Here is a 24098-nt window from a genome sequence, read left to right as displayed (position 1 = left end):
CACCTGGGTTGCATCCCGGCCCGGGCGATCCGGATAGAGTCGTACTGTCGGGTTTTAGTAACCCTCTCGACCCGGAAAGCGACCATGCCACAGAATACTGATAGCTACGCTCAACAACCGATAGCTGAAACGCTGAGAGCCTTTGAAGTCAAGGCCGATCAGGGCCTTTCTGACGCCGAAGCAACCCGGCGCATCGAACAGTATGGCTATAACGAAATCGAGGAAAGGGAAGAATCGCTCTGGCACCGGATTTTTCGCCGCTTCTGGGGGCCGATTCCATGGATGATCGAGATTGCCGCGGTCCTCTCTGCCCTGGTGCAAAAATGGGAAGATTTCATCATCATCATGATTATGTTGCTGGTGAATGCTTTCCTGGATTTTTTCCAGGAGCACCGGGCTCTTAACGCGCTCAAGACACTGAAGCAAAGCCTCTCCCACGAGATCACCGTGTTACGCGATGGGAAATTCAAGACCATTCCGTCCCGGGAACTGGTACCTGGCGACATCATCAAGCTCAAGATCGGCAACATCGTGCCCGCAGATGTGCAGTTACTCTCAGGTGACTACCTGCTCATCGACCAGTCGGCACTGACCGGTGAATCCCTGCCAGTGAGCAAAAAGGCCAGTGAGACGGCCTATGCCAGCACCATCGTCAGGCAAGGCGAAATGCTGGCAGTCGTAGTGAACACTGGCAACAACACCAACTTCCATACCGTGGTGGCCCTGGTGGCCAAGGCATCGCTGGAGGAGCGCAGCCACTTCCAGAAAATGGTAATTCGTATCGGCGATTTTCTCATCCTGATCACCGCTGTCATGGTGGTATTGATCATCATGGTTGCGCTGTTCCGCGATGAAAACTTCCTGGAGATCCTTCGCTTCGCCCTGGTGTTGACCATAGCCTCCATCCCGGTCGCGTTACCGGCGGTGCTTTCAGTCACCATGGCAGTAGGCGCCCTGAACCTGGCGCGGCGCCAGGCCATCGTCAGCCGTCTTGCAGCGATTGAGGAGTTGGCGGGAGTGGATGTGTTCTGCTCCGACAAGACCGGCACGCTCACCAGGAACGAGATGCAGGTCGCCGAACCGGTAGTGCGTGAAGGCTTTCAGGAACGTGACCTGTTCCTGGTGGCGGCACTGGCCTCCCGGATCGAGAATAACGACCCCATTGAACTGCCCATCTTTCAGTACATCGATGAACATTTCCCCGACCTGGACTGGCGTGCCTGCCACCAGGTGCAGTTCACACCCTTTGACCCCGTACGCAAGCGTACGGAAGCACAGATTGAAAACGGCGATGAGCGATACATTGCCATGAAAGGTGCGGCCCAGGTGCTACTGGAACTGGCACAGCTTTCCGATGACGAGACCCGCGAAATCAATCAAACGGTGGAGCAACTCGCGACCAAGGGTTATCGCACACTGGCCGTAGGCCGCCAATACAAAGACACCCCACTGGAACTGTTGGGCCTGATCCCGATGTATGACCCACCACGCGAGGATTCCGTGCACGTCATCGCCGAGATGCAGAACAACGGCGTCAAGGTGAAGATGGTAACCGGTGACAACCTGGCCATCGCCAAAGAGATCGGGCGTCTGTTGAACCTTGAGCAACGCACTATCCGTTCGGCGCAACTGTCGGGTGCTGCCAGCAACGAGCTGCTGACTCTGGTTGAGGTGCTGACGACCGAGATTTATCACAACCTCAAAGGAGATGTGTCGCTTAAGGAAGCCAGACGTTTTGCCAGCAAGGTGATGGCGGGAGTGGAAACGCTCTACGATACCCGCCTGCTGGAGCGCGAGTTCCTGCACACCCACGAATCCGCCATCATCGAAATGATCGAGGAAGTGGACATCTTTGCCGAGGTAGTGCCGGAAGACAAATATCGAATTGTCGACACTTTGCAGAAAGGTGGTCACATCGTTGCCATGACAGGCGACGGCGTCAATGACGCCCCGGCACTGAAAAAGGCCGACTGTGGCTTTGCTGTTTCAAACGCCACCGATGCAGCGCGCGCAGCAGCGGACATTATCCTTACCGCACCCGGCCTGGGCGTCATTAACGAAGCGGTGAAGCAGGCGCGCATCACATTCGAACGCATGAAGAGCTATACCATCTTTCGTATCGCCGAGACCATTCGCATCATTCTGTTCATGACACTGGCGATTGTGGTATTTAATTTTTATCCTATCACTGCACTGATGATTATCGTTCTCGCATTACTGAATGATATCCCCATCCTTGCCATCGCTTACGACAACACCAAAGTGTCCAGCAAGCCGGTGCGCTGGAACATGCCGGAGATACTGACTGTCTCAAGCGTACTGGGGATCGGAGGTGTACTCTCGTCATTTCTCCTGTTCTACATCCTCATGCAACTAAATTTCTCGACAGAAATGATCCAGTCGATGTTTTTTGCCAAGTTGGTGATTGCCGGTCACGGTACGATCTATAACACCCGCATCGACGACTGGTTCTGGAAAAAACCTTACCCGTCCTGGCTGCTTTTCGGGGCCACGTTCTCTACCCGTATCCTTGGCACCCTGATTGCCGTCTATGGTTTTCTGATTACACCCATCGGCTGGAAATATGCCATGTTGATGTGGGTTTATGCCCTGTCGTGGTTTGTGTTCAACGATGTGCTGAAAATGCTGACCTACCGCGTGTTGCGGCGGGAGGGAATAACCACCTGATAGTGGTAAAGGAATCATACCTGGCCAGCATGTATGTACTGAAAACCGTTGGTAACCGCGATAAAACAAAACCCTGAGACCAGTAATAACATGACCTCCATTCAGTCAAACCAGCATATAAAAGGCCTTATCATTGGCCTGACCGCCGGTATGGGTGGCGGACTGGTTAGCCTGGGAGGCGGTACACTGGTTATCCCGATGCTGATGGGCTGGGCCGGGTTAAGTCCTGTCAATGCACGCGGCACCGCACTGTTCGTCAGCCTGTTCACAGCCTCCATGGCCGGGCTGGTCTATGCCCGCCACGGGATGTTCGATCTGCGAGTGATACTGTGGGTTGCCGTACCTGCATTGCTGGTTACCCCGCTGGCGGCTGCCTGGTCGGAAAACTGGCCAGCGGCACGCCTCAAGGCCGGCTTTGGCGTCGTGGTCATGCTGGGCGGACTACTGGTTATCTTTCGTGACCTGATCACAACCAGTGCGCTGGTGCCGGAAAATCTGCAACTGCCCTACCTGTTGGCGGTAGGCATTATCGAAGGACTGGTGGCCGGCGTCATCGGCATTAGTGGTGGCCCGGTACTGGCACCGCTGTTCGTATTTGGCCTGGGCATGCCGCAACAGCTGGCGCAGGGTTGCTCACTACTGGCCCGATTGCCCGCTGTGTTGACCGGCAGTTGGGAAAACTGGCGCCTTGGCAATGTGTGGATGAGCCTGGTTCCGTCCCTGGCATTCGGTGCCATTATCGGCGCCTGGCTCGGTAGCAGAATTGCACTGGCCTTGCCGGAACAGGGGTTACGCATCGCCTTTGGTATCTTACTGGTCCTGCTGGGGCTCCACTACCTGCATGGCAGTCGCAGAGCCCGCACACGCTTACCCGTTAGCGAATGGAAACCCTGATGCTCAATAGTAGTAGCCCAGGTAATAATATCACGTTATAAATGTACTGACTTGCAAGGAGCGTTAGATGCTTAAGATACTGAGTATAGAAATACTGTTGAGCGCAGTACTGGGTGCCATACTGTTTCGCCTTGTTTGCGCGTTGACCCGCAGCAACACGTTATCATGGGCCGCTGTCGTGATCTCGGCTGGCATCATCCTGTTCTTTGTCCCGGGCCATGTGGATGAGAGATTGATCGTTGAGTACGGTGGAAAGTTGCCACTACCCTATGAACTCAGCCCGTTGGTCGTCAATCTCCTGCGCTGCCTGGGACTGGTTGCCGGCGCCTGGCTGGCCTCGCTTGCCGTCGCGAAAAGAAAAAAGATGGGGCTTGAAGACGAACCGCCCTACGATGATTTCCCGTGACAGGCGTCCTGTCTATTGCCGCTCTGCCTGTTCCAGTGCACGGGTAAGGCGGGTCAGCTCAAACATTGCAGCCTCATGGGAGTTTCGAAATGACGCATGCCGCTCTCTTTCTTGCAGATGCAGATTCTTCTGCAACCGGTGTTCTTCCAGTAGCGTATCATCTATATCAGAGTATGGATTGCCTTTTTTCATAAGCGCCTGCAATCGCTTTTCATAGGCGCCTACGCGTTGCACATGATCTTTGACACGCCTGGCGTGTTCATCCAGCGAGCTGCCCTCGTCGGGCAAGGCGCGCTCCATTCTGAACAGCAGCAGTTTGAGATACCTTTCCTCACGTCGCCACTTTTCAACATCCTCCAGCCACGTGTCGTGTTCACTGCGCCATTTCTTTACTTCACGGTGGAGTTCCTCGATATTTTTCGGGGAATGCTTGCGGTTGGCAGGGTCTGTCTGCCCGGAGTCTTCATCCATCCTGCTTACTCCCCCTTTCATCGGAAAACCACTGTACCAGTCGTTGCTGAACCACTTCAACCTGCTCCAGCCCATTCATCAAGGTATGCAATCTTCCGTCATCCGACCTGGCAACCGCAATCGGTCCATTCCGGGCGCCAAGGTCCAGCGCCCTGTAATCATCCCGGTCTTCTTCGATGATTACGTCAATACGCAGGCCCCTCGCCGCGCAGCGAAGGCGCTTTTTCATACGAATCAGCTTATCTCTGTCGGTGCCAACGAGTGTAATTTTCATGTCCCGGTACTGAACGGCCGCCCTTCCCCGGCTTCCTCGTGCAACACACCATCACGCAGCCGGTAGAGGCGTTTGAACACCGGGATGATGTTCTCGTCATGCGTCACGACAATAATCGCCGTGTTGGATTCTGCCGCCATTTCGTGCAGCAACTGCATGACCGACATGGCCCGGTGGCTGTCCAGTGGCGCAGTCGGCTCATCGGCCAGAATAATCGAGGGCCGGTTGGCCAGTGCACGGGCTATGGCCACCCGCTGCTGTTCGCCGCCTGAAAGTTCTTCGATCCGTGCTGCAGCGCGATCGGTGATGTCCAGGATGTCGAGCAGTTCATTTGCCCGGTCATAAGCCTGGTGATTGGTCTGCCCCTGCAACATGGGCAGGATAGCAATGTTCTCGGTCGCATCCATAAAAGGGATCAGGTACGGGCGCTGGAAAATAAAGCCGATCCGGTCCCGCCGCAGGGTGCGCCGGTCACTGTATTGCCAGCCGCTATCGAAAAGCGTATCGCCCCCCAGCGTGATGCGCCCGCCGCTGGGGTCGATGATGGCGCCCAGGCACTGTAACAGGGTGGTCTTGCCGGAACCGCTGGGGCCGAGCAACCCTACCACCTCTGCCGGCTGTACATACATGCTGGCATCTTTCAGCGCCTGCACAGCCGATGCGCCCTTGCCATAGGTCTTGCTCAGATTCTCTACCTGTATGGCCGGCCCGGTCATGGTCAACCACCGATCGCCGAGCCGGGTGGAATACGCAGTGCCGCACGGATACCCGCCACGCTGGCGAGGATACAGATGACCAAAGTTATGATCAGCGCACGCAAGGTATCCTCCGTCAGCAACAGGACATGCTTCGGGAACAGGGGTGCCCAGTAGGTCACGGCCAGTTTGCCGGTGAGAAAACCGATCAGGCCCAGGCCAATGGCCTCCAGCAGGATCATGCGTGATATCAGACTATTGGGTGTTCCGATCAATTTAAGTACGGCAATCTCTTTCAGCTTGGTCTGGGTCATGGAGTAGACCGTCAGGGCCACAATGGCGGCACTGACCACCGTCAGGATTACCAGGAACAGCCCGATCTGCCTGGAGGCCATGGCAATCAACTGGCCGATGAGGATCTGTTCCATCTCTTCTCGCGGGTAGGCGGTCAGGCGCAGCCACTGTTCGATATCAGTTGCCACCTGCTGCGCATTTACCCCGGGCGCAAGCTGTACCAGCACAGTATTGACCCGGTGGTTGGAAAACAGTGTGTCTTCCAGGCCACCGAGCAGCGCCGGGTTGCCGGGCGGGTTGAGTCGGGGATTGTCTTCCAGCAGGCGCCGGTCACGAAACAACGCATCGTTGTCCTTGAGAAACTGGATTTCCTGGGCATCTTTCAGGGGCAGAAAAAGGATGGGGTCACCGGAAGGGGAACGCATCCCCCGGGTCAATCCCACCACCCGGTACACATGACGATGGACAGGGATCAGGTCGCCTACCCGGAAACCGCTGCGCTCGTCAGCCACCAATTCGTAGTGGGAACGGGTAACCGGCCTTCCAGCCGTCAGCTGCAGTCGATTCTGGCCTGGCTCAATACCCTCCAGCATCACCCGCACACTGCGGCCGGCATGACTTACCTCCAATGTGAGGTAGGCCACATTGGTCGCGCGCGTCACGCCATCGATGGCCAGGATTCCCCGGTAGATGTCGTCGGGCAGAGATGAAGGTTCTGCAAACGGGCCCAGCGTATTCTGCTGCACCACCCAGATATCGGCATCGGCAGCGCGCAACAACGCGCGGCCATCATCCACCATGCCACGAAATACGCCTGCCATGGTCAAGGTAACGCCAATCAGCAGGCCCAGCCCGATGCCCGTCAACACATAGCGACCAACGGTGTTTGAGATATCCCGGTAAGCCAGGCTAATCATGGTCGGTGGTTTTTAACCGCTTGTCCTCACTCAAGGGCTTTGGCGAGTAGCTCACCACAAGATCCTCCGGCGTGACGCCAGTGTGTATCTGTATTTTCCCGTCCAGGGTTCGACTGCCGGTTCTGACGGGCGCAAAGTGCGACTTGCCACTGACAATCAACCAGACGCCCGTCTGTCGCTCGTGCGTCTGTAAAGCCGCGGCAGGCAACCAATACGCATTCGGCACCTCCGGTGCATTGATCGTCACATTGGCCAATGTACCAACGGCCACACCTTCAGGAATCTCATCGAAAGCTACATCGACCCAGCGCTCCTCGGTGAGACTATCGGCAATCAATTCAACACGTGCCACGCTTCCGTTCAGAGGCTGTTTCGGCTGACTGCGCAACAGGATTTCCGCTGACTGTCCTTTGCGGATGTCCCCGCTGCCCCGCTGTTCGATGCGGGTGCGCACCCAAAGCGTGGCCGGTTCGATCAACCGCAACACTGTTGTACCCGCTACAATCACGGAGCCGGGCTCCACCTCACGCGCGGTCACCAGGCCCTCTACCGGACTGACCAGCTTCAGCTCCTCGATCTGCGCCTGCAGTGCCTTCAGGTCAGACTGCAAGCGCTGCAAGTCGTGACGTGCCCCTTCCAGATCAGCCTGGGCACCGCGCACCTGATCCGCTGCCGTCTTCGCATCCGTCTCCTTCGTCTCTGCCGCTTCGTGACTGATCTGGCTTTTTGCCAGCAGTTCCCGGTAGCGTTTGGCCTCACGTCGTGCCAGTGCAGATCGGCTGTTGGCCTCATCAAGCCGTGACTGGGCCGCCTCTACCTGGTGCTCACTCCGTTCGATACTCTTTTGAGCGCTCTGTAACCTGTCGGGCAGATCCACCGGGTCCATCTTGCCGAGCAGTTGGCCGGTGATGACCCGGTCGCCATGATCGACGTCCAGTTGCAATACCCTGCCAGTTCGCGTCGGGCCGATGGTGTAACTCCGCCGTGCTTCCACGGTGCCTACGCCAAATAGTGCAGGTTGCAGATTCCCCTGCGTCAGCCGCACCGTCTGCACCGACACCGGCGCGAGTGGGCCCTTGATCATAATCAATGCCAGCACGCCCGCAATTGCGAACAAAAGCAACAGACTGTATATCAAGCGCTTACTACGATTATTCAACAGGCATCCTGAAATCGGTTTTACGTTGTGTGTGCTGTCTGCAGCTGAAATCTTTCATCGGGATCAAAATCCTCAATCATTAACCCGACGCCATCCGGCTCACTGTGCACGATCATCCCTTTAACATAGTACTTGTCCGTACCGGCACCATTTCCAGGCAGAAATTCAATATCCATAGACCGGTTTCCGTGTTGCTGCTGATAGATAGTTTCCACAAAGACACCACTCGCCGAGATATTCCGGGTCTTCCCGACGGCCACCGGCACACCATTACTGTACAGCAGGACATTCAGCTGTGCATCGACACGTTTACTATAACGGTGTTCCATGGAAGGTGTCTCCTTAATGCAGTGATGAGTCAGATTGTTATATTGCAGTTGGCAAAGTGTATATTACTTTAGCAGCCCTGCCTGCCAGCGCCACCCCGGCAACCTTTACCCTGATGACCACGGCCACCACCCCGCTCAGCGCAGCGACGAAAAGCAGGCAGATGGTTTTCCTGTGAAGCACGCTGCAATTGCAAAAACACTGATTGCACATCGGCATAGTCCTGCGTCATATCCAGCAAACGGTTGTACAGTTCGGCATTTTCAATTTCTGCCTCGACACCCATTTGACACGCTTCAGTCTCCGAAGCAGGTATCTCAATCTGATCCATCCACGGGTCTTCCGGTACCGGGATGTCATAGTGTTCATACAAGGGTAACAATGCCTGAATATGACGTTCCTCGGCCTCTACGATATTCACGAATGGCCGAATTTCACCCCAGGTTTCGATAACTTTACGGTAGGTAGCCCGGGCCTTGTATTCATCATCAAGAGCCTCGTTCAATGCCTGTTCCAGTTTAGCCCTGCTCATTGCAGCCAGCTCTCCACTGTTTGTCTGTCAGGAATTCCGCCCGCATGAACAACCTTGCCATCAACAACCACACCGGGTGTCGACATCACGCCGTAGCCCATGATGTCCTTGATATCCTCGACTTTTTCCACCACGACATCGGCACCTTTGTCGCGGGCGATATCCTCGATAAGTTTCGCTGTCGTTTTGCAGTTGGCACAACCGCTTCCAAGCACTTTGAATGTTTTCATCACTTACTCCTTACGTCACTGAAATCGTAAACCGGGCCTAACTGGCCGGTTCACAGGATGCCGGAAATCCTGCCCCGATCAGGGCGGCTACAATCGCCTCGGGGTCGGGGCTACCTTCGATATGTGCGAGGTTATTCGCCAGATCAATACGCACGGCCTTTACCTCATCAAATGCCTTGATGACTTTTTGCGCACGGACAATGCTGTTGCCACAACAGATGCCGCCGACTTTAATTTGTACATCAGACTGGCTCATGTTTTTCTCCTGTTCGGGTTATAAAAATCTACAGTACGAAATTGAACACATAGCCCACCAACAATATGCCGGTGGAGACGACAGCTGCGAAGGTGGCAATCAACCGGGGCTTGAGCACCTTGCGCAGAATAATCATTTCGGGGGCCGACAACGCAATCACACTCATCATGAACGCCAGCACGGTACCCAGCGCGGCACCCTTGGCCAGCAAGGCCTGCACGACCGGGATAACCCCGGCGGCATTGGTGTACATGGGTACGCCGATCACGACCGCCAGCGGTACGGCCCACCAGGCATCACGCCCCATAATGCTGGCCATGAAATCTTCCGGCACATAACCATGAATGGCCGCACCCAGTGCGACACCCATGACGATATAGAGCCAGACCTTGCCGACAATTTCGCGTACATGTTTGAAACCGCTACCGATGCGTTCGGACCATTCCATACGGGTGTCGGGTGTTGCCACGTCTGTCTCGCTGTTTTGCAGCTCGCGCACCCAGTCTTCCAGGTGATGCTCCATCCCCAGTCGCCCGATTAACAGACCGGACAGGATAGCCACTGTCAGGCCCAGTCCCATGTACAGGGCAGCGATTTTCCACCCGAACAGGCCAAACAACAGTGCCAGTGCAATCTCGTTAACCATGGGTGCAGCGATCAGGAAGGAAAAGGTCACGCCGAGCGGGACACCGGCCTGCAGGAAGCCGATAAACAGGGGCACGGCCGAGCAGGAGCAGAAGGGTGTAACAATGCCCAGCCCGGCAGCCATGATGTTGCCTACGCCGGTACGCCTGCCGGACAACAACGCACGCGTCCGTTCAGGAGACACGAAGGTATGGATCACGCCCATCACGAACACAACACCCGTCAGCAGTAACAGCACCTTGGGCGTGTCATAAAAGAAAAATTGCAACGCACCGCCGAGATGGCTGTCACGTGCTACCGGCAACAGGCTGACCAGCAGTTCCGAAGCGGGCAGCAGGGATTGGTACAGTGCGAACCATGCCAGCGCTGCCAACACAAGGAATACCTGTGGCTGCCGACCGGGCCAGTGTTTCATTTTGAGGGCTATCGCTTGCATCGTGTGTCTCCGTCGTTACCCAGGGAGACGAATGAACCGGAAAAAGGATGCAGGGCGAGTCCGGAATCAGTTACTTTTTTTCGAGCGCGGTTCGAAGCAGCACACCTTGCCGGCCTCGTCGAAGCGCACCTGGCAGGCCTCGGTGAGGTGGGCGCGCAATCGCCGACGGGCTCGCTGGACGCGTGATTTTACCGCTGGAAGACTGATATTCTTTTGATTTGCATAGTCTTTTTGTTTCATGCCTTCGAGATCACAATGACTCAGGGCATCGCGATCCTCTTCATTCAGCTCAGAGAGGGCGCGCGGCAGACAAGCTGCCATGCTGGCGATGGCCACCGGCTCCTCACTGTCACTGGCAAGGTCCTCCGGTAATGCAACCTGCTCGCGGCTCAGCCGCAACCGGTCAGCCAGGGCATTGCGCGCCACCTGGAATAGCCAGGCGCGTGCGTTATCGAGTTGGCAAAAGCGCTGGTCCTGGCGCATGGCCTTGAGGAACAGATCCTGCAGCATGTCTTCGGCATCTGTCTGACTTCCCAGGCGACGGCGGAGCCAGGCCCGCAATTCATTTTCATGCGCATTCCAGGCTTTCATCAGACAATTCATTCGCAAGGCCTTCTATTCATACACTTGCGCTGCGTCGCAGGATACCTTTCAATTCAGTTCCCGGCGCCACCGTATTGTAGACGGTACCGTACTTGCGAATATTTTCGTGCATCAGTTCCAGCTTGCGATCATTTTCGTCGCTGTCCACTGTAATTTCATACTCGATGCGCATCATCTTTGGCGGCGAATCCTGACGTACGCCGTGCACTTTCACTGTCACACCGCGATAGTCAAAGTGAATCATGGGTGCGATACGTTCCAAATTTTTCAGGATACAGGCCGCTACAGCAGCCAGTAGCAACTCTGCCGGATTAAACGCATCGGGACGTCCATCCAGATCGGTATCAATAACCAGTTGCGCCTGTTTGCATTGCGCCAGGCTGCCGTGCGTATCAACACGTTGTGCAGTCACCTCGTATTCCAGCATCAGACTTCTCCCGGCAACCAGGGTAATTGGATCGTATCAGGCCCGATGTTCGCCATGGAGGTGCAAGTCAACCGGACAACATTCTTCATAGCCTGGGACGCCATCGCGGCGTTCATACCAGTCTTGTGTGCGACTCACGATGCCCACGACAATCAGCATCACCGGCACTTCGATAAGCACACCGACCACCGTAGCGAGCGCTGCACCGGACTGGAACCCGAACAGGGAGATCGCGGTGGCCACGGCCAGCTCGAAGAAGTTGCTGGCGCCGATCAGCGCGGAAGGCCCGGCAATACAATGTGGTGAGCGCACCGCACGGTTGAGCAGATAAGCGAGGCCGGCGTTAAAAAACACCTGGATCAGGATCGGCACTGCCAGTAGTGCAATAATCAATGGCTGGGCGATGATCTGATCACCCTGGAATCCGAATAGCAGTACCAGGGTGGTTAGCAGTGCCAGCAGCGAGACCGGGTGCATGCGGTCAAGTACCCGTTGCAAACGCAGATAACCGTGCTCGCCTTTCAGCAACGCGTTTCGCCAGACATTGGCAATCACTAACGGCACGACAATATAAACCAGCACCGACAGCAGCAGCGTTTCCCATGGCACCGTGATGGCTGACAGGCCGAGCAACAACCCGACAACAGGTGCAAAGGCAAAGATCATAATGACGTCGTTGAGCGCTACCTGTGACAGGGTGAAGTGTGGCTCTCCGTTCGACAGGTTGCTCCACACAAACACCATAGCCGTACAGGGTGCGGCCGCCAGGATGATAAGCCCGGCGATGTAACTGTCGATCTGTTCTGCCGGTAGCCAGGTCCGGAACAACCCGCCGATGAATAACCAGGCGAGCAAAGCCATGGAAAACGGTTTTACAGCCCAGTTGACGAACAGGGTTACGCTGACGCCTCGCCAGTGTGCGCGTACACCCTTGAGTGCATGCAGATCGACCTTGAGCAGCATGGGGATAATCATCAACCAGACCAGCACTGCAACCGGGAGGTTGACCTCTGCTATTTCCAGTCTGCCGATGGCATGGAAGGTCTCGCTGAAGAAATGGCCCAGTGCAATACCGGCAACAATGCACAGAAATACCCACACCGTCAGGTAACGTTCAAAGAACCCTATCCTGGCGCCGCCCGATTTTTTAGCCGCAACTTCACATTGTCCACTCATGCGACTGAATATATGTTTTTACGTATATATTGTCAACCGAATATTAATGCCTGGGCCAGCATACATGTCGGGTAATATCCTTCAATCGACCTCAACGGACTGCCGCGTCATCTCGATATCCTCAAGATCCCAGCCTTTCTTGTCAGCCATCGGTTTATAGGTCCAGCGATAGATGAGCCGGGCGGTCACCTTGATTGCACCCTTTTCCGGCAGGGTAAAGTGGAAGGTCGAGTGGTCGGTTTCGCGTGGCGGGATACGGGTATTGAACAGCTCATGATCCGCATTGAAGCCACCGGCGGGCACCATACCGGTTTTGGTGACAAACGGCCGGGCAAACATTTTGCCGGGATGGCCGGCAAAGTCACGTTCCGTGTTGCCGACGCCAGCCAGGGGCGGCAGTTTTTCCTGCTTTCCGCCCAGGTGCTGCAAATGATTGCCTGCGGCATCCTGCGCATCCACCACCAGGATAATATTTCGTAATGTTGCACCACCCGGCAGGGTGTGGCCGGCGCCACTGTTTGTCACGCTGGCATCGACCACCAGCACGCCATCCTTTTTACCGGCTTCCAGTTTCAGTGTGGCCGCCTTGTCCAGCATGTCCTTGCTGTGCCCGCCGTGGAACAGGTGTCGTCGGATTGTCTCGGCCTTGCGAACCTTGCCACCGATGGCCACAGGCCGATCTTTTCCACCCGTCGGCATGTGGCATTCCTGGCACTGCTGCGTAACAGCGCCCTTGTCATAGGCCGCCTTCCAGTCCGCATAGGTACTGATCGACAACAGGTGCTCCTGGTTCAAATGACACATGGCACAGAATTCCGATTTGAGATGGATCGGTGACATTACAGTCTTGTGCGCGGGTGAAACCGCATCGTCATAGGGGCCACGTTTGGTGTCACCGCGCGCCCGCGTCACGACATGGTTGATATCCGTGGTATAGCGGCCGGTGTCAGGATCACGAATCACCCTGACGTCTGCCACGGTATGGCAGAAATCGCAGGATATTCCCTGGCTACCCTTGTCGATAGCTTCGGTCAGGTCCACTTCATGGCCTTCGTTCAGCACCACATCCGGCGTATGGCAGTTCGCGCAATCACCTGGCTCATCCGGGTGAAAGCCCTTGTAGCCCATGCCGTCCTTTTCACCCTTGGCATTCAGCCCCAGGTAAAACTGCTGAAATACCTTGTCATGCGGGGTCTTTCCCATCATGGACTGGCTGTAATCCCTGAGCTGCTCCTGGTGGCAGGCACCACAATAGCTGTTAGGCTGGTACTGGTAAGCCGGGTCGTCCTTCACCTCATTTGCAGCGAATACCGGTATTGAAAAGAACAGTACTGCCAGATGGATCAATACCTTCATGAGTCATTCCTCTGCAGGGTTTCGTTGACTTCGCCAACCTGTATCCCGAGTGTGGCGAGCAGCTCTGCCAGCGGGGCTGGAGAACCTTTCAGTCATGCAGAATCAGTCGCTGACCGGCTATATCCACGTCGACAATCTGCCCGGTCTCCCTGGCCTGTTCTCCAATCTCCGCCATGGCAGGCATATTGTTGTTCTCGGCAAGCGCCGCAAAAACCCCCTGTGGCTGACAATCCAGCAACAAATCAGGTTCGCCTTCACATCCGCACGCCTGTGCATCGAAATCCAGCCTGAACCCGTCCGGTAACTGCAAAATCACCGGTTCTTCGCGCATCAGCTGCGCCTTGACCTTGACCAGTGTCGGCTTGTCATCCTGCCAGTCAATCTTTGGCATATTCCCGTAATCTCGCATTTTCATTGCCCCTGTGGTTGTATTCAGGATCAGGATCGCACCATAGGGCAGATATGCAAGCCTTTCTGTCACCCAGGTTGCATCGTACCGGTTTGCCCCCATGTACATTGCATGCCATGGGATCAGAACAGCCTTACAGGAGAGAAACATGAAAGACCCGCAGAAACACGACCCGCTTGACGCACTCGGTGAAGCCTATGAGAAAATGTACGAGCGTGCCGCACAGCGTTTCCACGAGGCGGAAGAAAAGACGGTACCGCTGCTGCACAAGCTGATTGATGAAGCCAAGGAGAAAGCGGTTGAACTGAAAGAGGTCTCTGCTGAAGATGCCGAGAAGCTGGCCGACTGGCTGAAGCGCGACATGAGTGAGGCCGTGGCCTATCTGTCAGAAACCGGGCACGAGCTTAAAGACTGGCTGGGTTTTGAAACCACCCTGCTCGAAAGCGGGATCTTCGACTTCCTGCTGAAAGCTGCCGACACAACGACCGTCAAGCTGCTGGAGCTTAAAGAGCAGGCCAGGGAGGCTTCCACGTTCCACACGGGAGAAATTACCGGTCCTGGTACGCTGACTTGTGACAATTGCGGCGAGAAGCTGCATTTTTACAAGACCGGCAAGGTTCCACCCTGCCCCAAGTGCCACGGAACCAGCTTCCATCGATAGCGGCGGCCACAGTTGCGATAACGAACCGGGAGGCAGGCGCTGAGTGGCCTGCTGAAACGCCTGCACCGCGCCTGGTTGCAGCATGTTCTGTTTCGCTCGCGCATTCCATACCCGCTATGGCATGAGGCGGTCTCTTCAGCACCGGTTGTGGCTCGACTGGGCCACCGGGAACTGCATCGACTGCGCAAACTGGCCAGCCTGTTCCTGCATGAAAAGGCCATTACCGGTGCAGGTGGACTGGAGGTCGATGACTTCATGCGGGTGTATATCGCAGCACAGGCCTGCCTGCTGATCCTGAACCTGGATCTCGATGACTTCCAGGGCTGGAGTGAGGTCATTGTCTACCCGGACACCTTTGTCATTAAACGGGAAGAATATGATGCCAGTGGTGTGGTGCACGAAACACGCAAGGCACTTGCCGGGGAAGCCTGGCAACGTGGCCCGGTCATCCTCTCCTGGTCGGATGCCCGGCCGGGGAGCCACCCGCATGGCCCGGCATCCAATGTCATCCTGCATGAGTTTTCCCACAAGCTCGACATGCTTAATGGGGCAGCGAACGGTATGCCGCCCCTGCACCGCGACATGGTACGCGAGGAATGGACGGCCTCACTGTCGCACGCCTACGAAAACCTGTACCACCAGGTCGAGCGTCATCACCACACGTCTATTGATCCTTATGCAGCCGAAAACCCGGCCGAGTTTTTCGCGGTGCTGACAGAAGTCTTTTTTGTGCAACCGGCGTTACTGCACAGGCTGTACCCGAAGGTGTACCGGCAATTGAGCCTGTTTTACCGGCAGGATCCACTTCAATACACTTAAGAGCGTGAAAAAACAGCGTGGTTCCGGCCTAGTAATGGTAGCTGTTTTCGATATCTTCAGCTGTCAGTACACCCAGCACACGCGGAATTCCCGGTACGGTCTGACTGATGACATACAAGGCTCCTGCACCGCTTTCCCGCATTTTTTCCTGTGCTTCCTGTAACGTTGCTCCCATATCGACAGGCAGGGTCTGCACCCGTTCTCCCGGTACATCGATCAGATCGTAGCTTTCCTGGTCGGGTGCATCCCTGCGGGCCCGCACAAGATCGACAGCTGGCAGCAACGTGTCCGCCCGCCCCGCTTCACGCACCAGGATCCACACTGGCTTCCCTGCCAGCGCCTCATCGACTTCGGCCGGAGACACCCGACGCGGCAGCGTCACCACCTGACGATTCATCACACTGCCCACACCGATACGACGCAATGACTGCGCAGCCGGATCATTTCGATAGTCAAGACCACGCGTGCGCAATAAACCCTGAAACACCGACTCGCGGCGACCGACATAGCCACTGGTGATCGTGGCAGCAACCACTACAAGCATACCCGGCAAGATCAGGTTGGGTTCCCCCGTCAGTTCCAGGATGGCAATCAAACCGGCCATAGGTGCCTGTAAGGTACCCGCCATCATGGCGCCCATACCTATAATGGCGTACAAGCCAAACGATGAAGCCTCGTTGATACCCAACATCGCACCGACAGCGCCCAGTAAACCACCAGCCGCCGCACCAATAAACAAGGTCGGCCCGATGATCCCGCCGGGTAGGCCAAGACCAATCCCGCCGGTGGTGGCAATGATCTTTACCACGAGAATGACAAACAACAATGTAATCGCCAGCTCACCGCGAAGCACATGGTTAACCGTATCATCACCAATACCCATCACTTCCGGAACCATCGCCCCGCACACACCGACCAGTAAACCGGCAAGCATCGGGCGTATCCAGGCAGGCATTTTTTCACCCTGCACCGAGACCCACTGAAACAGTGCACTGAAACCGGCGGCCAACAGACCGATGAGAACACCACAGACCAGGATATACGGCAGTTCGGAAAGCGCGCCCGGTGACAAATGCGGGACATCATACGCGAGGTCACTTCCAAACACGGCCCGCGTCAGTGCCGTGGCACTCACCGTGGCCAGGATAACCGGTGCAAAACCTGCAACCGAGTATTCCATTAACAAGACTTCCATAGCAAAGGCCGCCCCGGCCAGCGGAGTATTAAACGACGCAGCAATCCCTGCAGCCGCACCACAGGCTGCCAACACCCGCAAACTATTATTGGGTAAGCGCAAGGCCTGCGCAGGCAGGTTACTGCTGGCAGCACCCAGGTGGGCGCTTGGCCCTTCCCGCCCGACCGAGTGACCTGAAATCATTGTGATCGCACCACCCACAAACTGAACCAGTGCATTGCGCCAGGGCAAGCGACCCTGGTGATGCGCCAGTCGTTCCAGCACATGTAACACACCCACACTGTGTGTTTCTTTGCGTGTTACGCGAAACAGGAGGCCGATCAGTAACCCGCCGGTAACGGCAGCCCCCACCCGCCAGACAGGTGATATCGACTCGAAATTTTCAGCCACGTCGAACGGCAGCACCTTGACTTGCACATAATCGACCAACAGACGCAGTGCAATGACAGTGAGTGCTGCCAACGTACCTGCAATAAGACCCAGAATGGAAAACGGCAAAATGGCGTCGGGCCGGGAAAGCTGCAGACGGAAGGTTTCGAACCAGCGCTGGATACTGTGTGACATATAAAATCGGTTATGAGTACAGGATAGAATTCATCAAAGTATAAGCTTACCAGCCTGGCGGTACTGGTGCAGGGACATCTATTCGAATCCACGTAGGGCAATAAAGGTTCAATGCAACTGCTTAAGAGCTTCGCTGCTTATCAAGTCTGCTCCGAGCCGCTTTAGCACGGTTACGACCATAGCGTCACATCGCTTGCCTGCGAATTCGAAAACATGCAGGCCAGCAACATCCATCTGCTGATCAAGTGCTTCTTGCATCAGGTTCCGTGCCCGATGGTAGCGGGTCTTGACGAAAGCAGATACATAGGCTTCCTGAATTGCATCTTGTGCTGAGTCGTCATCACGTAAAATACTACGCGCCACACGAAAAAGCCGCGGGTTGTAACGCCGCATAATAATCTCATCAGCCAAGGTTTTATTTAACTATTTCGACCGGGAAACCTGCTGCTTTTCCAGGTATGCCAAACGGTTATCGTCAACCTGGACCTGATCTCCGATCGACCACTGCTGCTGTGGTGAGCGGACTATCCGGATGGTCCCGTCGTGTGACTTTATACGATACGCACGCCCATGAAGACCGGTGGTTTCCTGGACATTCCCGCCCAACCAGACGCTAGCGAAACCAACACCGATAGCACCAACCGGTCCTCCAACTGCCGCGCCAACCATGAAGCCTGCAAGTCCACCAAATGCCTTGCCCGGCAGAGTATCAGGCACTTCCTCGATCACGGTATCGTCGTGAACCGACCATCTTGGAAGAACCCACCCTTGGTATGCGTCCAGAGTCCTTTCATCGGCGTGGTTCGATAACCGCCATCAGGGCTACGCTCTGCCTGAAACGTATCGATACCGATTTCTTCGGGTTTGCGGATATTCCAGCCAGGCTCGGTAAAAAGTGGTGGGACATGACAGACATAGCATTGCGCCTTGCCATTGAAAATCTGCTCACCACATTGTGCCGCGAGGTGACCGAATAACTGCCCTTCACTACCCATAGCCAGGAGCGCTATCAGGGCGCTCCAATGCGGCACGCCTCCCCAACCCGTCCGGGTATGGGGATTCACGCCTGCCAGCCCGAATGCAGGCGGAATCAGAGGTGCAGCGGGAGGACTGACGCCCAATCGCGCAACCCTCGACGACTTGGCGACAACACCCTTATGTAACGGCCAGGCACGCGGCCGGTTTTTTTAGTGCCGTGGATGCTTCAGACCTGAAGCGGGGCAATACCTGTGACAATAGCTGCGATGCTGATTGCGACTACAACCGCAGAAAACCAGACGCTCAGCTTCACTCGACAGTAACGGCATTTAAGACAAGTTTTAGTCATTTCATGCACTCCCGGGCAAGTTGATTATGCGTTAAAAAAGGACCTGCATGACCACAGGCCCTTTAGCTTTGTTGGCGTCCCCAAGGGGAGTCGAACCCCTGTCGCCGCCGTGAAAGGGCGATGTCCTAGGCCTCTAGACGATGGGGACAGTTTTTACTGGCCGTCGGGTGGACCCGACAACTGTGAAACGACTGTACCGGCCAGCAGGGCAATAAAGCCCAGAGGAACCAGTGTCAGCAAATTCACTGCCAGACTGTCAGCATCCCTGAACAAGGCGGTGAAGCCTCCGATCAACCCGATGGCGATCAGAACAACTCCTGCATAGACCGTGTAACGGCCGATGTGCCTCATTGGATGCCACTTTCCGAACGATCAGGCAAACTGCCTGTAAATCTGGTGGAGCTAGGCGGGATCGAACCGCCGACCCCTTGCATGCCATGCAAGTGCTCTCCCAGCTGAGCTATAGCCCCGGAAAGTAAGGCGCGCACTTTACGTGACAGGCCCTGCCCTGTCAATAAAAAGGCGGGAATTCCGGGCGCTTTCGGGCAGTTTTTTTCAGCCACCTTTTTTCTCGATTTTCGCCCAGGAATCGCGCAGCGTCACGGTGCGGTTGAATACTGGCAGGCCGTGGCTCTGGTCAGGGTCGGCACAGAAATAGCCTTCCCGCTCAAACTGGAAAAAAGCGCCGGGCACGGCCTGTTTCAGGTTTGGTTCCAGGTAGCAGCGGGTCAGGGTCAGTAGCGATTCCGGGTTAAGGTGGTCAGTGAAATCACCGCCCTCCCTGTCGCTGCCCGGGTTCGGCTGGTTGAACAGGCGATCGTACAGGCGAATCTCTGCGGCAACCGCGTGTGGTGCAGAGACCCAGTGAATGACCCCCTTCACCTTGCGGCCTTCCGGGTTTTTCGACAGGGTGTCCGGGTCGTAGCTGCAACGCAGTTCGATGATCTCACCGTCACCGTCCTTGATGACTTCATCGCAGCGAATCACGTAGGCATTGCGCAACCGCACTTCACCACCGGTGACCAGGCGCTTGAACTTTTTGTTGGGCGCCACTTCGAGGAAATCTTCATGATCGATATAAAGTTCGCGGGTGAAGGGTAGATCGCGAACGCCCATGGACTCATCCTGCGGGTGGTTGGCGGCCTGGAGTGTTTCGCACTGTGCTTCCGGGTAGTTTTCTAGAACAACCTTGAGCGGGTGCAGCACGGCCATACGACGCGGCGCACACGGGTTCAGGTCCTCGCGCACACAATTTTCCAGCACGCTCATTTCAACATTGTTGGTCGACTTGGTCACGCCGATGCGGTCACAGAAGTCACGGATCGACGCCGGCGTGTAACCACGCCGGCGCATGCCGGCCAGTGTCGGCATGCGCGGGTCATCCCAGCCCTCGACATGTCCCTCGTCAACCAGTTGGGTAAGCTTGCGCTTGCTGGTAATGGTGTATTCCAGTTCCAGCCGGGAGAACTCGATCTGCCGTGGATGGTGCTCGACATCCAGCGTATCGAGGAACCAGTCATACAGGGGACGATGGTCTTCAAATTCGAGGGTGCACAGGGAATGCGTAATGCCTTCGATGGCATCCGACAGACAGTGGGTGAAATCGTACATCGGGTAGATGCACCAGGCTTCGCCCGTCTGGTGGTGTAGCACGCCGTGACGGATACGGTAGATGGCCGGGTCACGCAGGTTCATGTTCGATGAGGCCATATCGATTTTTGCGCGCAGGATCTTTTCACCGTCCCTGAACTCACCGGCGCGCATACGCGCGAACAGGTCCAGGTTCTCCTCTACGCTGCGGGTACGGAAAGGACTGTCCTTGCCCGGTTCTGTGAGCGTGCCACGGTACTCACGGGTCTGCTCGGGGCTTAGATCGCAGACGTAGGCCTTGTCCTTTTTGATTAACTCAACGGCATACGCGTAGAGACGTTCAAAATAATCCGAAGCGTAGAACAGGCGGTCACCCCAGTCGTAGCCCAGCCAGTGCACATCCTTTTTAATGGCTTCGACAAACTCGACGTTCTCCTTGTGCGGATTGGTGTCGTCAAAGCGCAGGTTACAGGTGCCCTTGTAATCCTCGGCAATACCGAAGTTCAGGCAGATCGATTTTGCATGCCCGATGTGCAGGTAACCGTTCGGTTCCGGCGGAAACCGTGTCGCTACCCGGCCGCCGTGTTTGCCGCTGGCGATATCTGCATCGATAATATTGCGAATAAAATTGTTTGGTTTACCGGTTTCTTCATTAGTCATTGTAGTTATTCCTGCCCGGCGCGCTGACGGATAAAGTCGAGTGCCCGGTCGATACGCCGCAGGCACGCATCACGGCCCACCAGGTACAGGGTTTCATCGATACCCGGTGAAGCGGCGCGCCCGACCACGGCGACACGCAACGGCTGTGCGACCTTGCCCATTTTCAACTCCAGTGCCTCGGAGACTTCCTGCACAGTGCGGTGCAGGGCTTCCGGTTCCCATTCATCCAGTGCAGCCAGCGCATCACGGGCTTTCTCCAGCGGCTCCAGTGCCACCGGGCGCAAGTGTTTCTTTGCCGCCTTTTCGTCGAACGCATCGAAGTCCCGGTAAAAGAACTCACTGATCTCGGCCATCTCGACAAAGGTTTTCGCGCGTTCCTGCTGGACGCGTGTCACTTCGAGGATATCCGGCCCCTGCGTTACGTCAATCCCCCGCTTCTCCAGCTGTTCCGCCAGCAACGGGGCAAGCTTTGCAACATCGCTGTTCATGATGTATTGCTGGTTCAGCCAGGCCAGTTTTTCCGGGTTGAATACCGAGGCCGCACGGTTTACATCGGTTATATCGAACAGCTCGATCATTTCCTCACGGGTAAAGACCTCCTGGTCACCGTGTGACCAGCCGAGCCGCACCAGGTAGTTCACCAGCGCTTCGGGCAGGTAACCGTCTTCACGGTATTGCAACACACTGACGGCGCCGTGCCGCTTGGACAGACGCTTTCCATCAGACCCGAGTATCATCGGCACATGGGCATAGGTAGGTGGTTCAAGGCCCAGCGCACGAAAGATATTGATCTGGCGCGGTGTATTGTTGAGGTGATCGTCGCCGCGTATTACGTGCGATATCTTCATGTCACTGTCGTCGACCACAACGGTAAAGTTATAGGTTGGCGTGCCATCGGTACGCGCAAGAATCAGATCATCGAGTTCATCGTTACTGATCGTCACACGACCACGAATCATGTCATCGATCACCACCTCACCATCCTGCGGATTACGGAAGCGAATTACATAAGGGGCATCGGCCGATGGAGGTTCGACGCCTGCACGACAGGTACCGTCATAACGCGGCTTGATTTTTTGTTCCATCTGTTCGGCACGCAACGCATCCAGCCGTTCACGACTGCAATAACATTTGTAGGCCTTGTCCTCGTCCAGCAGTCGCTGAATCACATCCCGGTAGCGATCGAAGCGATCGGTCTGGTATATCGGCCCTTCGTCATAGTCCAGCCCCAGCCACGCCATACCGTCGAGTATCGCCTGCACCGATTCCGGAGTGGAGCGTTCCAGGTCGGTATCTTCGATGCGCAGTACAAAGGTGCCGCCGTGACGACGTGCGTACAACCAGGAAAACAACGCCGTACGCGCGCCACCTATGTGCAAATAGCCGGTCGGGCTTGGGGCAAAACGGGTTCTGACAGTCATGGAGATGCAGTAACTCTTTGTGAAAAGGGCGCATTGTAGCAAAGCGTTTACCGGAACAGCGTCACATTTCTCTGAATCCCTGCCTGCATTCCCTTGACTCTTGTTATTTTTGGGATATTATTCCCATTACTGGAGCGTAAAGCAGGGCATACCTCATGCTACAGCCCTCCAAACCTAAATTAAGCTCAAGGAGATTAATATGACTATCAATAAGTTAACCAAGGCTGCTGGTGCAATTGCTGTAGTGCTTGGACTGTCTGCCTGTGGTGGTGGCGGGAGTGGCACTACCAGTGCAACGGCTGGTGCTTCTTCGGTTGGCACCATCACCGGTTTTGGCAGCATATTCGTCAACGGTGTGGAATATGAAACGCGTGGCGCCAGCATCATTATTGATGGCAACCCGGGCACCGAATCTGATCTGGCCGTTGGCATGGTGGTCGAACTGACCGGCAGTGCGAGTGGCGCCACAGGTCGTGCGCTGACCATCAACGCCAGTGATGAACTGGAAGGCATTGTGCAGAGTAACAGTGTAGCGGCTGGCACAGGCACCATGGTGATCATGGGACAGACCGTTACTGTTGATCTCAACACCCTGTTCGAAAGCAAGGTTGCAGGTGTTACCACCATTGACCAGGTAGCCGCAGGACATATTGTTGAAGTCAGTGGTTACAGTGATGGAACCGGATCAGTGTTTGCAACCCGTGTCGAAGTCAAGGCGCCCGACCTGGCTACCTACCTTATTGATCACCCCAACGGCGTGGAAGTGAAAGGCGTGGTCAGCAATCTTGACCCTGCCATGCAGACCTTTGATATCGGCACCATGGCTGTCAGTTACGCCGGCGCGATTATCGATAATGATGTAACCCTTGCCGCCGACTTGTTTGTTGAAGTCAAAAGTGTTGCCGGTATTGATGGTAGCGGAGTACTGGTTGCCAGCAAGGTGGAGCTGGAAGACGACGGCGTGAAAGGCCGTCAGGGTGATGACGGTGAGGAATTTGAAATAAAGGCCGTCATCTCGTCGCCCTTTGACGGCACAAGTTTCAGCATGGACGGTACCACTGTCATCGTGACCGATAACACTGTGTTCCGAAGTGGCGACAGCAGTGGCCTGCAGACAGGTATTCTGGTTGAAGCTGAAGGTAACTTCAATGCTACCGGTGAGCTGGTTGCCGAAAAGATCAACTTCGAGGATGAAGGCGATACCGAGATCCAGGGTATTGTGGCCGACATCAATGCAACCGGCGTCAATAGCGGCACGGTTACATTACAGGATGGTTCGGTGATCACCGTGACCAACTCCACCATCATGAAGGACAGCCGCGATAACGGTATGACTCCTGACACACGTTTCAATCTGCAGGCGCTCGCCATCGGGGACTTCGTGGAAGTTCACCTGTTTGTCGATACCACCAGCGGTGACAGCGTGGCCGTCAAACTGGAACGCGACGACCCCTGACAGAGTATCCCCACCTTGTGGCGGATCGTACTTTCACGGTCCGCCACTTTTTTACCCGGGCAATACAGCCTTGTCCGTTGACCCGCCTCCCCCGCCGCTCTAGAATCCATCACTCGCACATGCCGGGCGATTAGCTCAGTTGGTTAGAGTGCCGCCTTCACACGGCGGAGGTCACTGGTTCGAATCCAGTATCGCCCACCAATTCCCGGC

The 24098-nt window shown here is 55.8% G+C and carries 28 protein-coding genes and 3 tRNA genes; 7 read left to right on the top strand and 24 right to left on the bottom strand.

What is annotated here, in order from left to right:
- Window positions 1-84: 84 nt before the first annotated feature.
- The 3 genes from DFR30_RS06190 (at window position 85) to DFR30_RS06180 (ending at window position 3988) form a co-directional block, all read left to right on the top strand.
- On the top strand, window positions 85-2688 hold the full coding sequence (locus DFR30_RS06190) for a plasma-membrane proton-efflux P-type ATPase (RefSeq protein WP_132971830.1): 2604 nt from the start codon (window positions 85-87) through the stop codon (window positions 2686-2688).
- Between the two features lie 90 nt (window positions 2689-2778).
- Window positions 2779-3582 carry a sulfite exporter TauE/SafE family protein gene (locus DFR30_RS06185; RefSeq protein WP_132971829.1) on the top strand — a complete coding sequence of 268 codons (804 nt, stop codon included), beginning with the start codon at window positions 2779-2781 and terminating at the stop codon, window positions 3580-3582.
- Window positions 3583-3649: 67 nt separating this feature from the next.
- Complete coding sequence (locus DFR30_RS06180) at window positions 3650-3988, top strand: hypothetical protein (protein WP_132971828.1); 339 nt, start codon at window positions 3650-3652, stop codon at window positions 3986-3988.
- A 12-nt stretch (window positions 3989-4000) separates the two neighbouring features.
- Here DFR30_RS06180 and DFR30_RS06175 read toward each other — a convergent pair whose 3' ends face one another.
- The 15 genes from DFR30_RS06175 to DFR30_RS06105 form a co-directional block, all read right to left on the bottom strand.
- The gene (locus DFR30_RS06175; RefSeq protein ID WP_132971827.1) at window positions 4001-4459 is read right to left on the bottom strand and encodes a hypothetical protein; all 459 of its coding nucleotides are present in this window, start codon (window positions 4457-4459) and stop codon (window positions 4001-4003) included.
- The gene (locus DFR30_RS06170) at window positions 4452-4733 is read right to left on the bottom strand and encodes a hypothetical protein (RefSeq protein WP_132971826.1); all 282 of its coding nucleotides are present in this window, start codon (window positions 4731-4733) and stop codon (window positions 4452-4454) included. The genes DFR30_RS06175 and DFR30_RS06170 overlap by 8 nt, the downstream gene beginning before the upstream one ends.
- Window positions 4730-5449, bottom strand: coding sequence for an ABC transporter ATP-binding protein (locus DFR30_RS06165; RefSeq protein WP_132971825.1), 720 nt, complete (start codon window positions 5447-5449; stop codon window positions 4730-4732). Before DFR30_RS06165 ends, DFR30_RS06170 begins: the two co-directional genes overlap by 4 nt.
- Before the next feature lie 2 nt (window positions 5450-5451).
- Window positions 5452-6639: an ABC transporter permease gene (locus DFR30_RS06160; protein WP_132971824.1), complete on the bottom strand. Its 1188-nt coding sequence runs from the start codon at window positions 6637-6639 to the stop codon at window positions 5452-5454.
- On the bottom strand, window positions 6632-7798 hold the full coding sequence (locus DFR30_RS06155) for an efflux RND transporter periplasmic adaptor subunit (RefSeq protein WP_132971823.1): 1167 nt from the start codon (window positions 7796-7798) through the stop codon (window positions 6632-6634). Before DFR30_RS06155 ends, DFR30_RS06160 begins: the two co-directional genes overlap by 8 nt.
- A gap of 20 nt (window positions 7799-7818) precedes the next feature.
- On the bottom strand, window positions 7819-8127 hold the full coding sequence (locus tag DFR30_RS06150; protein WP_132971822.1) for a PilZ domain-containing protein: 309 nt from the start codon (window positions 8125-8127) through the stop codon (window positions 7819-7821).
- 68 nt (window positions 8128-8195) lie between these two features.
- Window positions 8196-8657 carry a ferritin-like domain-containing protein gene (locus DFR30_RS06145; RefSeq protein ID WP_132971821.1) on the bottom strand — a complete coding sequence of 154 codons (462 nt, stop codon included), beginning with the start codon at window positions 8655-8657 and terminating at the stop codon, window positions 8196-8198.
- Window positions 8654-8887, bottom strand: a complete 234-nt coding sequence (locus tag DFR30_RS06140) for a thioredoxin family protein (RefSeq protein WP_132971820.1) — start codon at window positions 8885-8887, stop codon at window positions 8654-8656. Before DFR30_RS06140 ends, DFR30_RS06145 begins: the two co-directional genes overlap by 4 nt.
- A 37-nt stretch (window positions 8888-8924) precedes the next feature.
- The gene (locus DFR30_RS06135; RefSeq protein ID WP_132971819.1) at window positions 8925-9143 is read right to left on the bottom strand and encodes a heavy-metal-associated domain-containing protein; all 219 of its coding nucleotides are present in this window, start codon (window positions 9141-9143) and stop codon (window positions 8925-8927) included.
- A gap of 28 nt (window positions 9144-9171) precedes the next feature.
- Window positions 9172-10224: a permease gene (locus DFR30_RS06130; RefSeq protein ID WP_132971818.1), complete on the bottom strand. Its 1053-nt coding sequence runs from the start codon at window positions 10222-10224 to the stop codon at window positions 9172-9174.
- Between the two features lie 66 nt (window positions 10225-10290).
- Window positions 10291-10815, bottom strand: coding sequence for a sigma-70 family RNA polymerase sigma factor (locus DFR30_RS06125; protein ID WP_207891826.1), 525 nt, complete (start codon window positions 10813-10815; stop codon window positions 10291-10293).
- Window positions 10816-10843: 28 nt separating this feature from the next.
- The gene (locus tag DFR30_RS06120; RefSeq protein WP_132971816.1) at window positions 10844-11254 is read right to left on the bottom strand and encodes an OsmC family protein; all 411 of its coding nucleotides are present in this window, start codon (window positions 11252-11254) and stop codon (window positions 10844-10846) included.
- Between the two features lie 36 nt (window positions 11255-11290).
- Window positions 11291-12430, bottom strand: coding sequence for an ACR3 family arsenite efflux transporter (arsB, locus tag DFR30_RS06115; protein WP_207891825.1), 1140 nt, complete (start codon window positions 12428-12430; stop codon window positions 11291-11293).
- Between the two features lie 81 nt (window positions 12431-12511).
- On the bottom strand, window positions 12512-13786 hold the full coding sequence (locus DFR30_RS06110) for a multiheme c-type cytochrome (RefSeq protein ID WP_132971815.1): 1275 nt from the start codon (window positions 13784-13786) through the stop codon (window positions 12512-12514).
- A gap of 88 nt (window positions 13787-13874) precedes the next feature.
- Window positions 13875-14303 carry a hypothetical protein gene (locus tag DFR30_RS06105; protein ID WP_207891824.1) on the bottom strand — a complete coding sequence of 143 codons (429 nt, stop codon included), beginning with the start codon at window positions 14301-14303 and terminating at the stop codon, window positions 13875-13877.
- A 40-nt stretch (window positions 14304-14343) separates the two neighbouring features.
- On the opposite strand from DFR30_RS06105, the gene DFR30_RS06100 reads away from it, so the two are divergent.
- Together DFR30_RS06100 and DFR30_RS06095 are read left to right on the top strand one after the other, a co-directional pair.
- Window positions 14344-14856 (top strand): zinc ribbon-containing protein, encoded by a 513-nt coding sequence (locus tag DFR30_RS06100; RefSeq protein WP_132971813.1) that lies wholly within the window; start codon window positions 14344-14346, stop codon window positions 14854-14856.
- 75 nt (window positions 14857-14931) lie between these two features.
- Complete coding sequence (locus DFR30_RS06095; protein WP_132971812.1) at window positions 14932-15675, top strand: M90 family metallopeptidase; 744 nt, start codon at window positions 14932-14934, stop codon at window positions 15673-15675.
- Window positions 15676-15703: 28 nt separating this feature from the next.
- Here DFR30_RS06095 and DFR30_RS06090 read toward each other — a convergent pair whose 3' ends face one another.
- The 9 genes from DFR30_RS06090 to gltX all read right to left on the bottom strand — a co-directional run bounded on the left by DFR30_RS06090 (window position 15704) and on the right by gltX (window position 22432).
- Window positions 15704-17434 (bottom strand): chloride channel protein, encoded by a 1731-nt coding sequence (locus DFR30_RS06090; protein WP_132971811.1) that lies wholly within the window; start codon window positions 17432-17434, stop codon window positions 15704-15706.
- A 108-nt stretch (window positions 17435-17542) separates the two neighbouring features.
- The gene (locus DFR30_RS06085; RefSeq protein ID WP_132971810.1) at window positions 17543-17827 is read right to left on the bottom strand and encodes a sigma factor; all 285 of its coding nucleotides are present in this window, start codon (window positions 17825-17827) and stop codon (window positions 17543-17545) included.
- A 30-nt stretch (window positions 17828-17857) separates the two neighbouring features.
- A complete protein-coding gene (locus DFR30_RS06080) occupies window positions 17858-18151 on the bottom strand; it encodes a hypothetical protein (RefSeq protein ID WP_207891823.1) in 294 nt (97 codons plus the stop codon).
- An 8-nt stretch (window positions 18152-18159) separates the two neighbouring features.
- Window positions 18160-18465, bottom strand: coding sequence for a hypothetical protein (locus DFR30_RS06075; protein ID WP_132971808.1), 306 nt, complete (start codon window positions 18463-18465; stop codon window positions 18160-18162).
- Between the two features lie 368 nt (window positions 18466-18833).
- A tRNA-Glu gene (locus DFR30_RS06070) sits at window positions 18834-18909 on the bottom strand.
- Between the two features lie 5 nt (window positions 18910-18914).
- On the bottom strand, window positions 18915-19112 hold the full coding sequence (locus DFR30_RS06065) for a hypothetical protein (RefSeq protein WP_132971807.1): 198 nt from the start codon (window positions 19110-19112) through the stop codon (window positions 18915-18917).
- A gap of 43 nt (window positions 19113-19155) precedes the next feature.
- A tRNA-Ala gene (locus tag DFR30_RS06060) sits at window positions 19156-19231 on the bottom strand.
- 85 nt (window positions 19232-19316) lie between these two features.
- Window positions 19317-21011, bottom strand: a complete 1695-nt coding sequence (locus DFR30_RS06055; protein WP_132971806.1) for a glutamine--tRNA ligase/YqeY domain fusion protein — start codon at window positions 21009-21011, stop codon at window positions 19317-19319.
- A 5-nt stretch (window positions 21012-21016) separates the two neighbouring features.
- Complete coding sequence (gltX, locus tag DFR30_RS06050) at window positions 21017-22432, bottom strand: glutamate--tRNA ligase (RefSeq protein WP_132971805.1); 1416 nt, start codon at window positions 22430-22432, stop codon at window positions 21017-21019.
- A gap of 199 nt (window positions 22433-22631) precedes the next feature.
- Here gltX and DFR30_RS06045 point away from each other — a divergent pair, with 199 nt between their 5' ends.
- Together DFR30_RS06045 and DFR30_RS06040 are read left to right on the top strand one after the other, a co-directional pair.
- Window positions 22632-23888 carry a DUF5666 domain-containing protein gene (locus tag DFR30_RS06045; RefSeq protein ID WP_132971804.1) on the top strand — a complete coding sequence of 419 codons (1257 nt, stop codon included), beginning with the start codon at window positions 22632-22634 and terminating at the stop codon, window positions 23886-23888.
- 124 nt (window positions 23889-24012) lie between these two features.
- Window positions 24013-24089, top strand: a tRNA-Val gene (locus DFR30_RS06040).
- The last annotated feature ends 9 nt before the right edge of the window (window positions 24090-24098 follow it).

It is taken from the genome of Thiogranum longum (assembly GCF_004339085.1).
GTDB lineage: Bacteria > Pseudomonadota > Gammaproteobacteria > DSM-19610 > DSM-19610 > Thiogranum > Thiogranum longum.
Note: the sequence above shows the minus strand (reverse complement) of the source record. Positions and strands in the feature narration are given on the sequence as shown.

What these genes read in the sequence shown, in the direction of transcription:
- DFR30_RS06165 (WP_132971825.1), bottom strand. Translation starts at nt 5,449, where the DNA reads ATGACCGGGCCGGCCATACAGGTAGAGAATCTGAGCAAGACCTATGGC.
- DFR30_RS06125 (WP_207891826.1), bottom strand. Translation starts at nt 10,815, where the DNA reads ATGAAAGCCTGGAATGCGCATGAAAATGAATTGCGGGCCTGGCTCCGC.
- DFR30_RS06120 (WP_132971816.1), bottom strand. Translation starts at nt 11,254, where the DNA reads ATGCTGGAATACGAGGTGACTGCACAACGTGTTGATACGCACGGCAGC.
- DFR30_RS06085 (WP_132971810.1), bottom strand. Translation starts at nt 17,827, where the DNA reads ATGCGGCGTTACAACCCGCGGCTTTTTCGTGTGGCGCGTAGTATTTTA.
- DFR30_RS06055 (WP_132971806.1), bottom strand. Translation starts at nt 21,011, where the DNA reads ATGACTAATGAAGAAACCGGTAAACCAAACAATTTTATTCGCAATATT.
- DFR30_RS06090 (WP_132971811.1), bottom strand. Translation starts at nt 17,434, where the DNA reads ATGTCACACAGTATCCAGCGCTGGTTCGAAACCTTCCGTCTGCAGCTT.
- DFR30_RS06100 (WP_132971813.1), top strand. Translation starts at nt 14,344, where the DNA reads ATGAAAGACCCGCAGAAACACGACCCGCTTGACGCACTCGGTGAAGCC.
- DFR30_RS06185 (WP_132971829.1), top strand. Translation starts at nt 2,779, where the DNA reads ATGACCTCCATTCAGTCAAACCAGCATATAAAAGGCCTTATCATTGGC.
- DFR30_RS06140 (WP_132971820.1), bottom strand. Translation starts at nt 8,887, where the DNA reads ATGAAAACATTCAAAGTGCTTGGAAGCGGTTGTGCCAACTGCAAAACG.
- DFR30_RS06145 (WP_132971821.1), bottom strand. Translation starts at nt 8,657, where the DNA reads ATGAGCAGGGCTAAACTGGAACAGGCATTGAACGAGGCTCTTGATGAT.
- DFR30_RS06110 (WP_132971815.1), bottom strand. Translation starts at nt 13,786, where the DNA reads ATGAAGGTATTGATCCATCTGGCAGTACTGTTCTTTTCAATACCGGTA.
- DFR30_RS06105 (WP_207891824.1), bottom strand. Translation starts at nt 14,303, where the DNA reads ATGTACATGGGGGCAAACCGGTACGATGCAACCTGGGTGACAGAAAGG.
- DFR30_RS06150 (WP_132971822.1), bottom strand. Translation starts at nt 8,127, where the DNA reads ATGGAACACCGTTATAGTAAACGTGTCGATGCACAGCTGAATGTCCTG.
- DFR30_RS06170 (WP_132971826.1), bottom strand. Translation starts at nt 4,733, where the DNA reads ATGAAAATTACACTCGTTGGCACCGACAGAGATAAGCTGATTCGTATG.
- DFR30_RS06160 (WP_132971824.1), bottom strand. Translation starts at nt 6,639, where the DNA reads ATGATTAGCCTGGCTTACCGGGATATCTCAAACACCGTTGGTCGCTAT.
- DFR30_RS06065 (WP_132971807.1), bottom strand. Translation starts at nt 19,112, where the DNA reads ATGAGGCACATCGGCCGTTACACGGTCTATGCAGGAGTTGTTCTGATC.
- DFR30_RS06190 (WP_132971830.1), top strand. Translation starts at nt 85, where the DNA reads ATGCCACAGAATACTGATAGCTACGCTCAACAACCGATAGCTGAAACG.
- gltX (WP_132971805.1), bottom strand. Translation starts at nt 22,432, where the DNA reads ATGACTGTCAGAACCCGTTTTGCCCCAAGCCCGACCGGCTATTTGCAC.
- DFR30_RS06045 (WP_132971804.1), top strand. Translation starts at nt 22,632, where the DNA reads ATGACTATCAATAAGTTAACCAAGGCTGCTGGTGCAATTGCTGTAGTG.
- DFR30_RS06135 (WP_132971819.1), bottom strand. Translation starts at nt 9,143, where the DNA reads ATGAGCCAGTCTGATGTACAAATTAAAGTCGGCGGCATCTGTTGTGGC.
- arsB (WP_207891825.1), bottom strand. Translation starts at nt 12,430, where the DNA reads ATGAGTGGACAATGTGAAGTTGCGGCTAAAAAATCGGGCGGCGCCAGG.
- DFR30_RS06175 (WP_132971827.1), bottom strand. Translation starts at nt 4,459, where the DNA reads ATGGATGAAGACTCCGGGCAGACAGACCCTGCCAACCGCAAGCATTCC.
- DFR30_RS06180 (WP_132971828.1), top strand. Translation starts at nt 3,650, where the DNA reads ATGCTTAAGATACTGAGTATAGAAATACTGTTGAGCGCAGTACTGGGT.
- DFR30_RS06130 (WP_132971818.1), bottom strand. Translation starts at nt 10,224, where the DNA reads ATGCAAGCGATAGCCCTCAAAATGAAACACTGGCCCGGTCGGCAGCCA.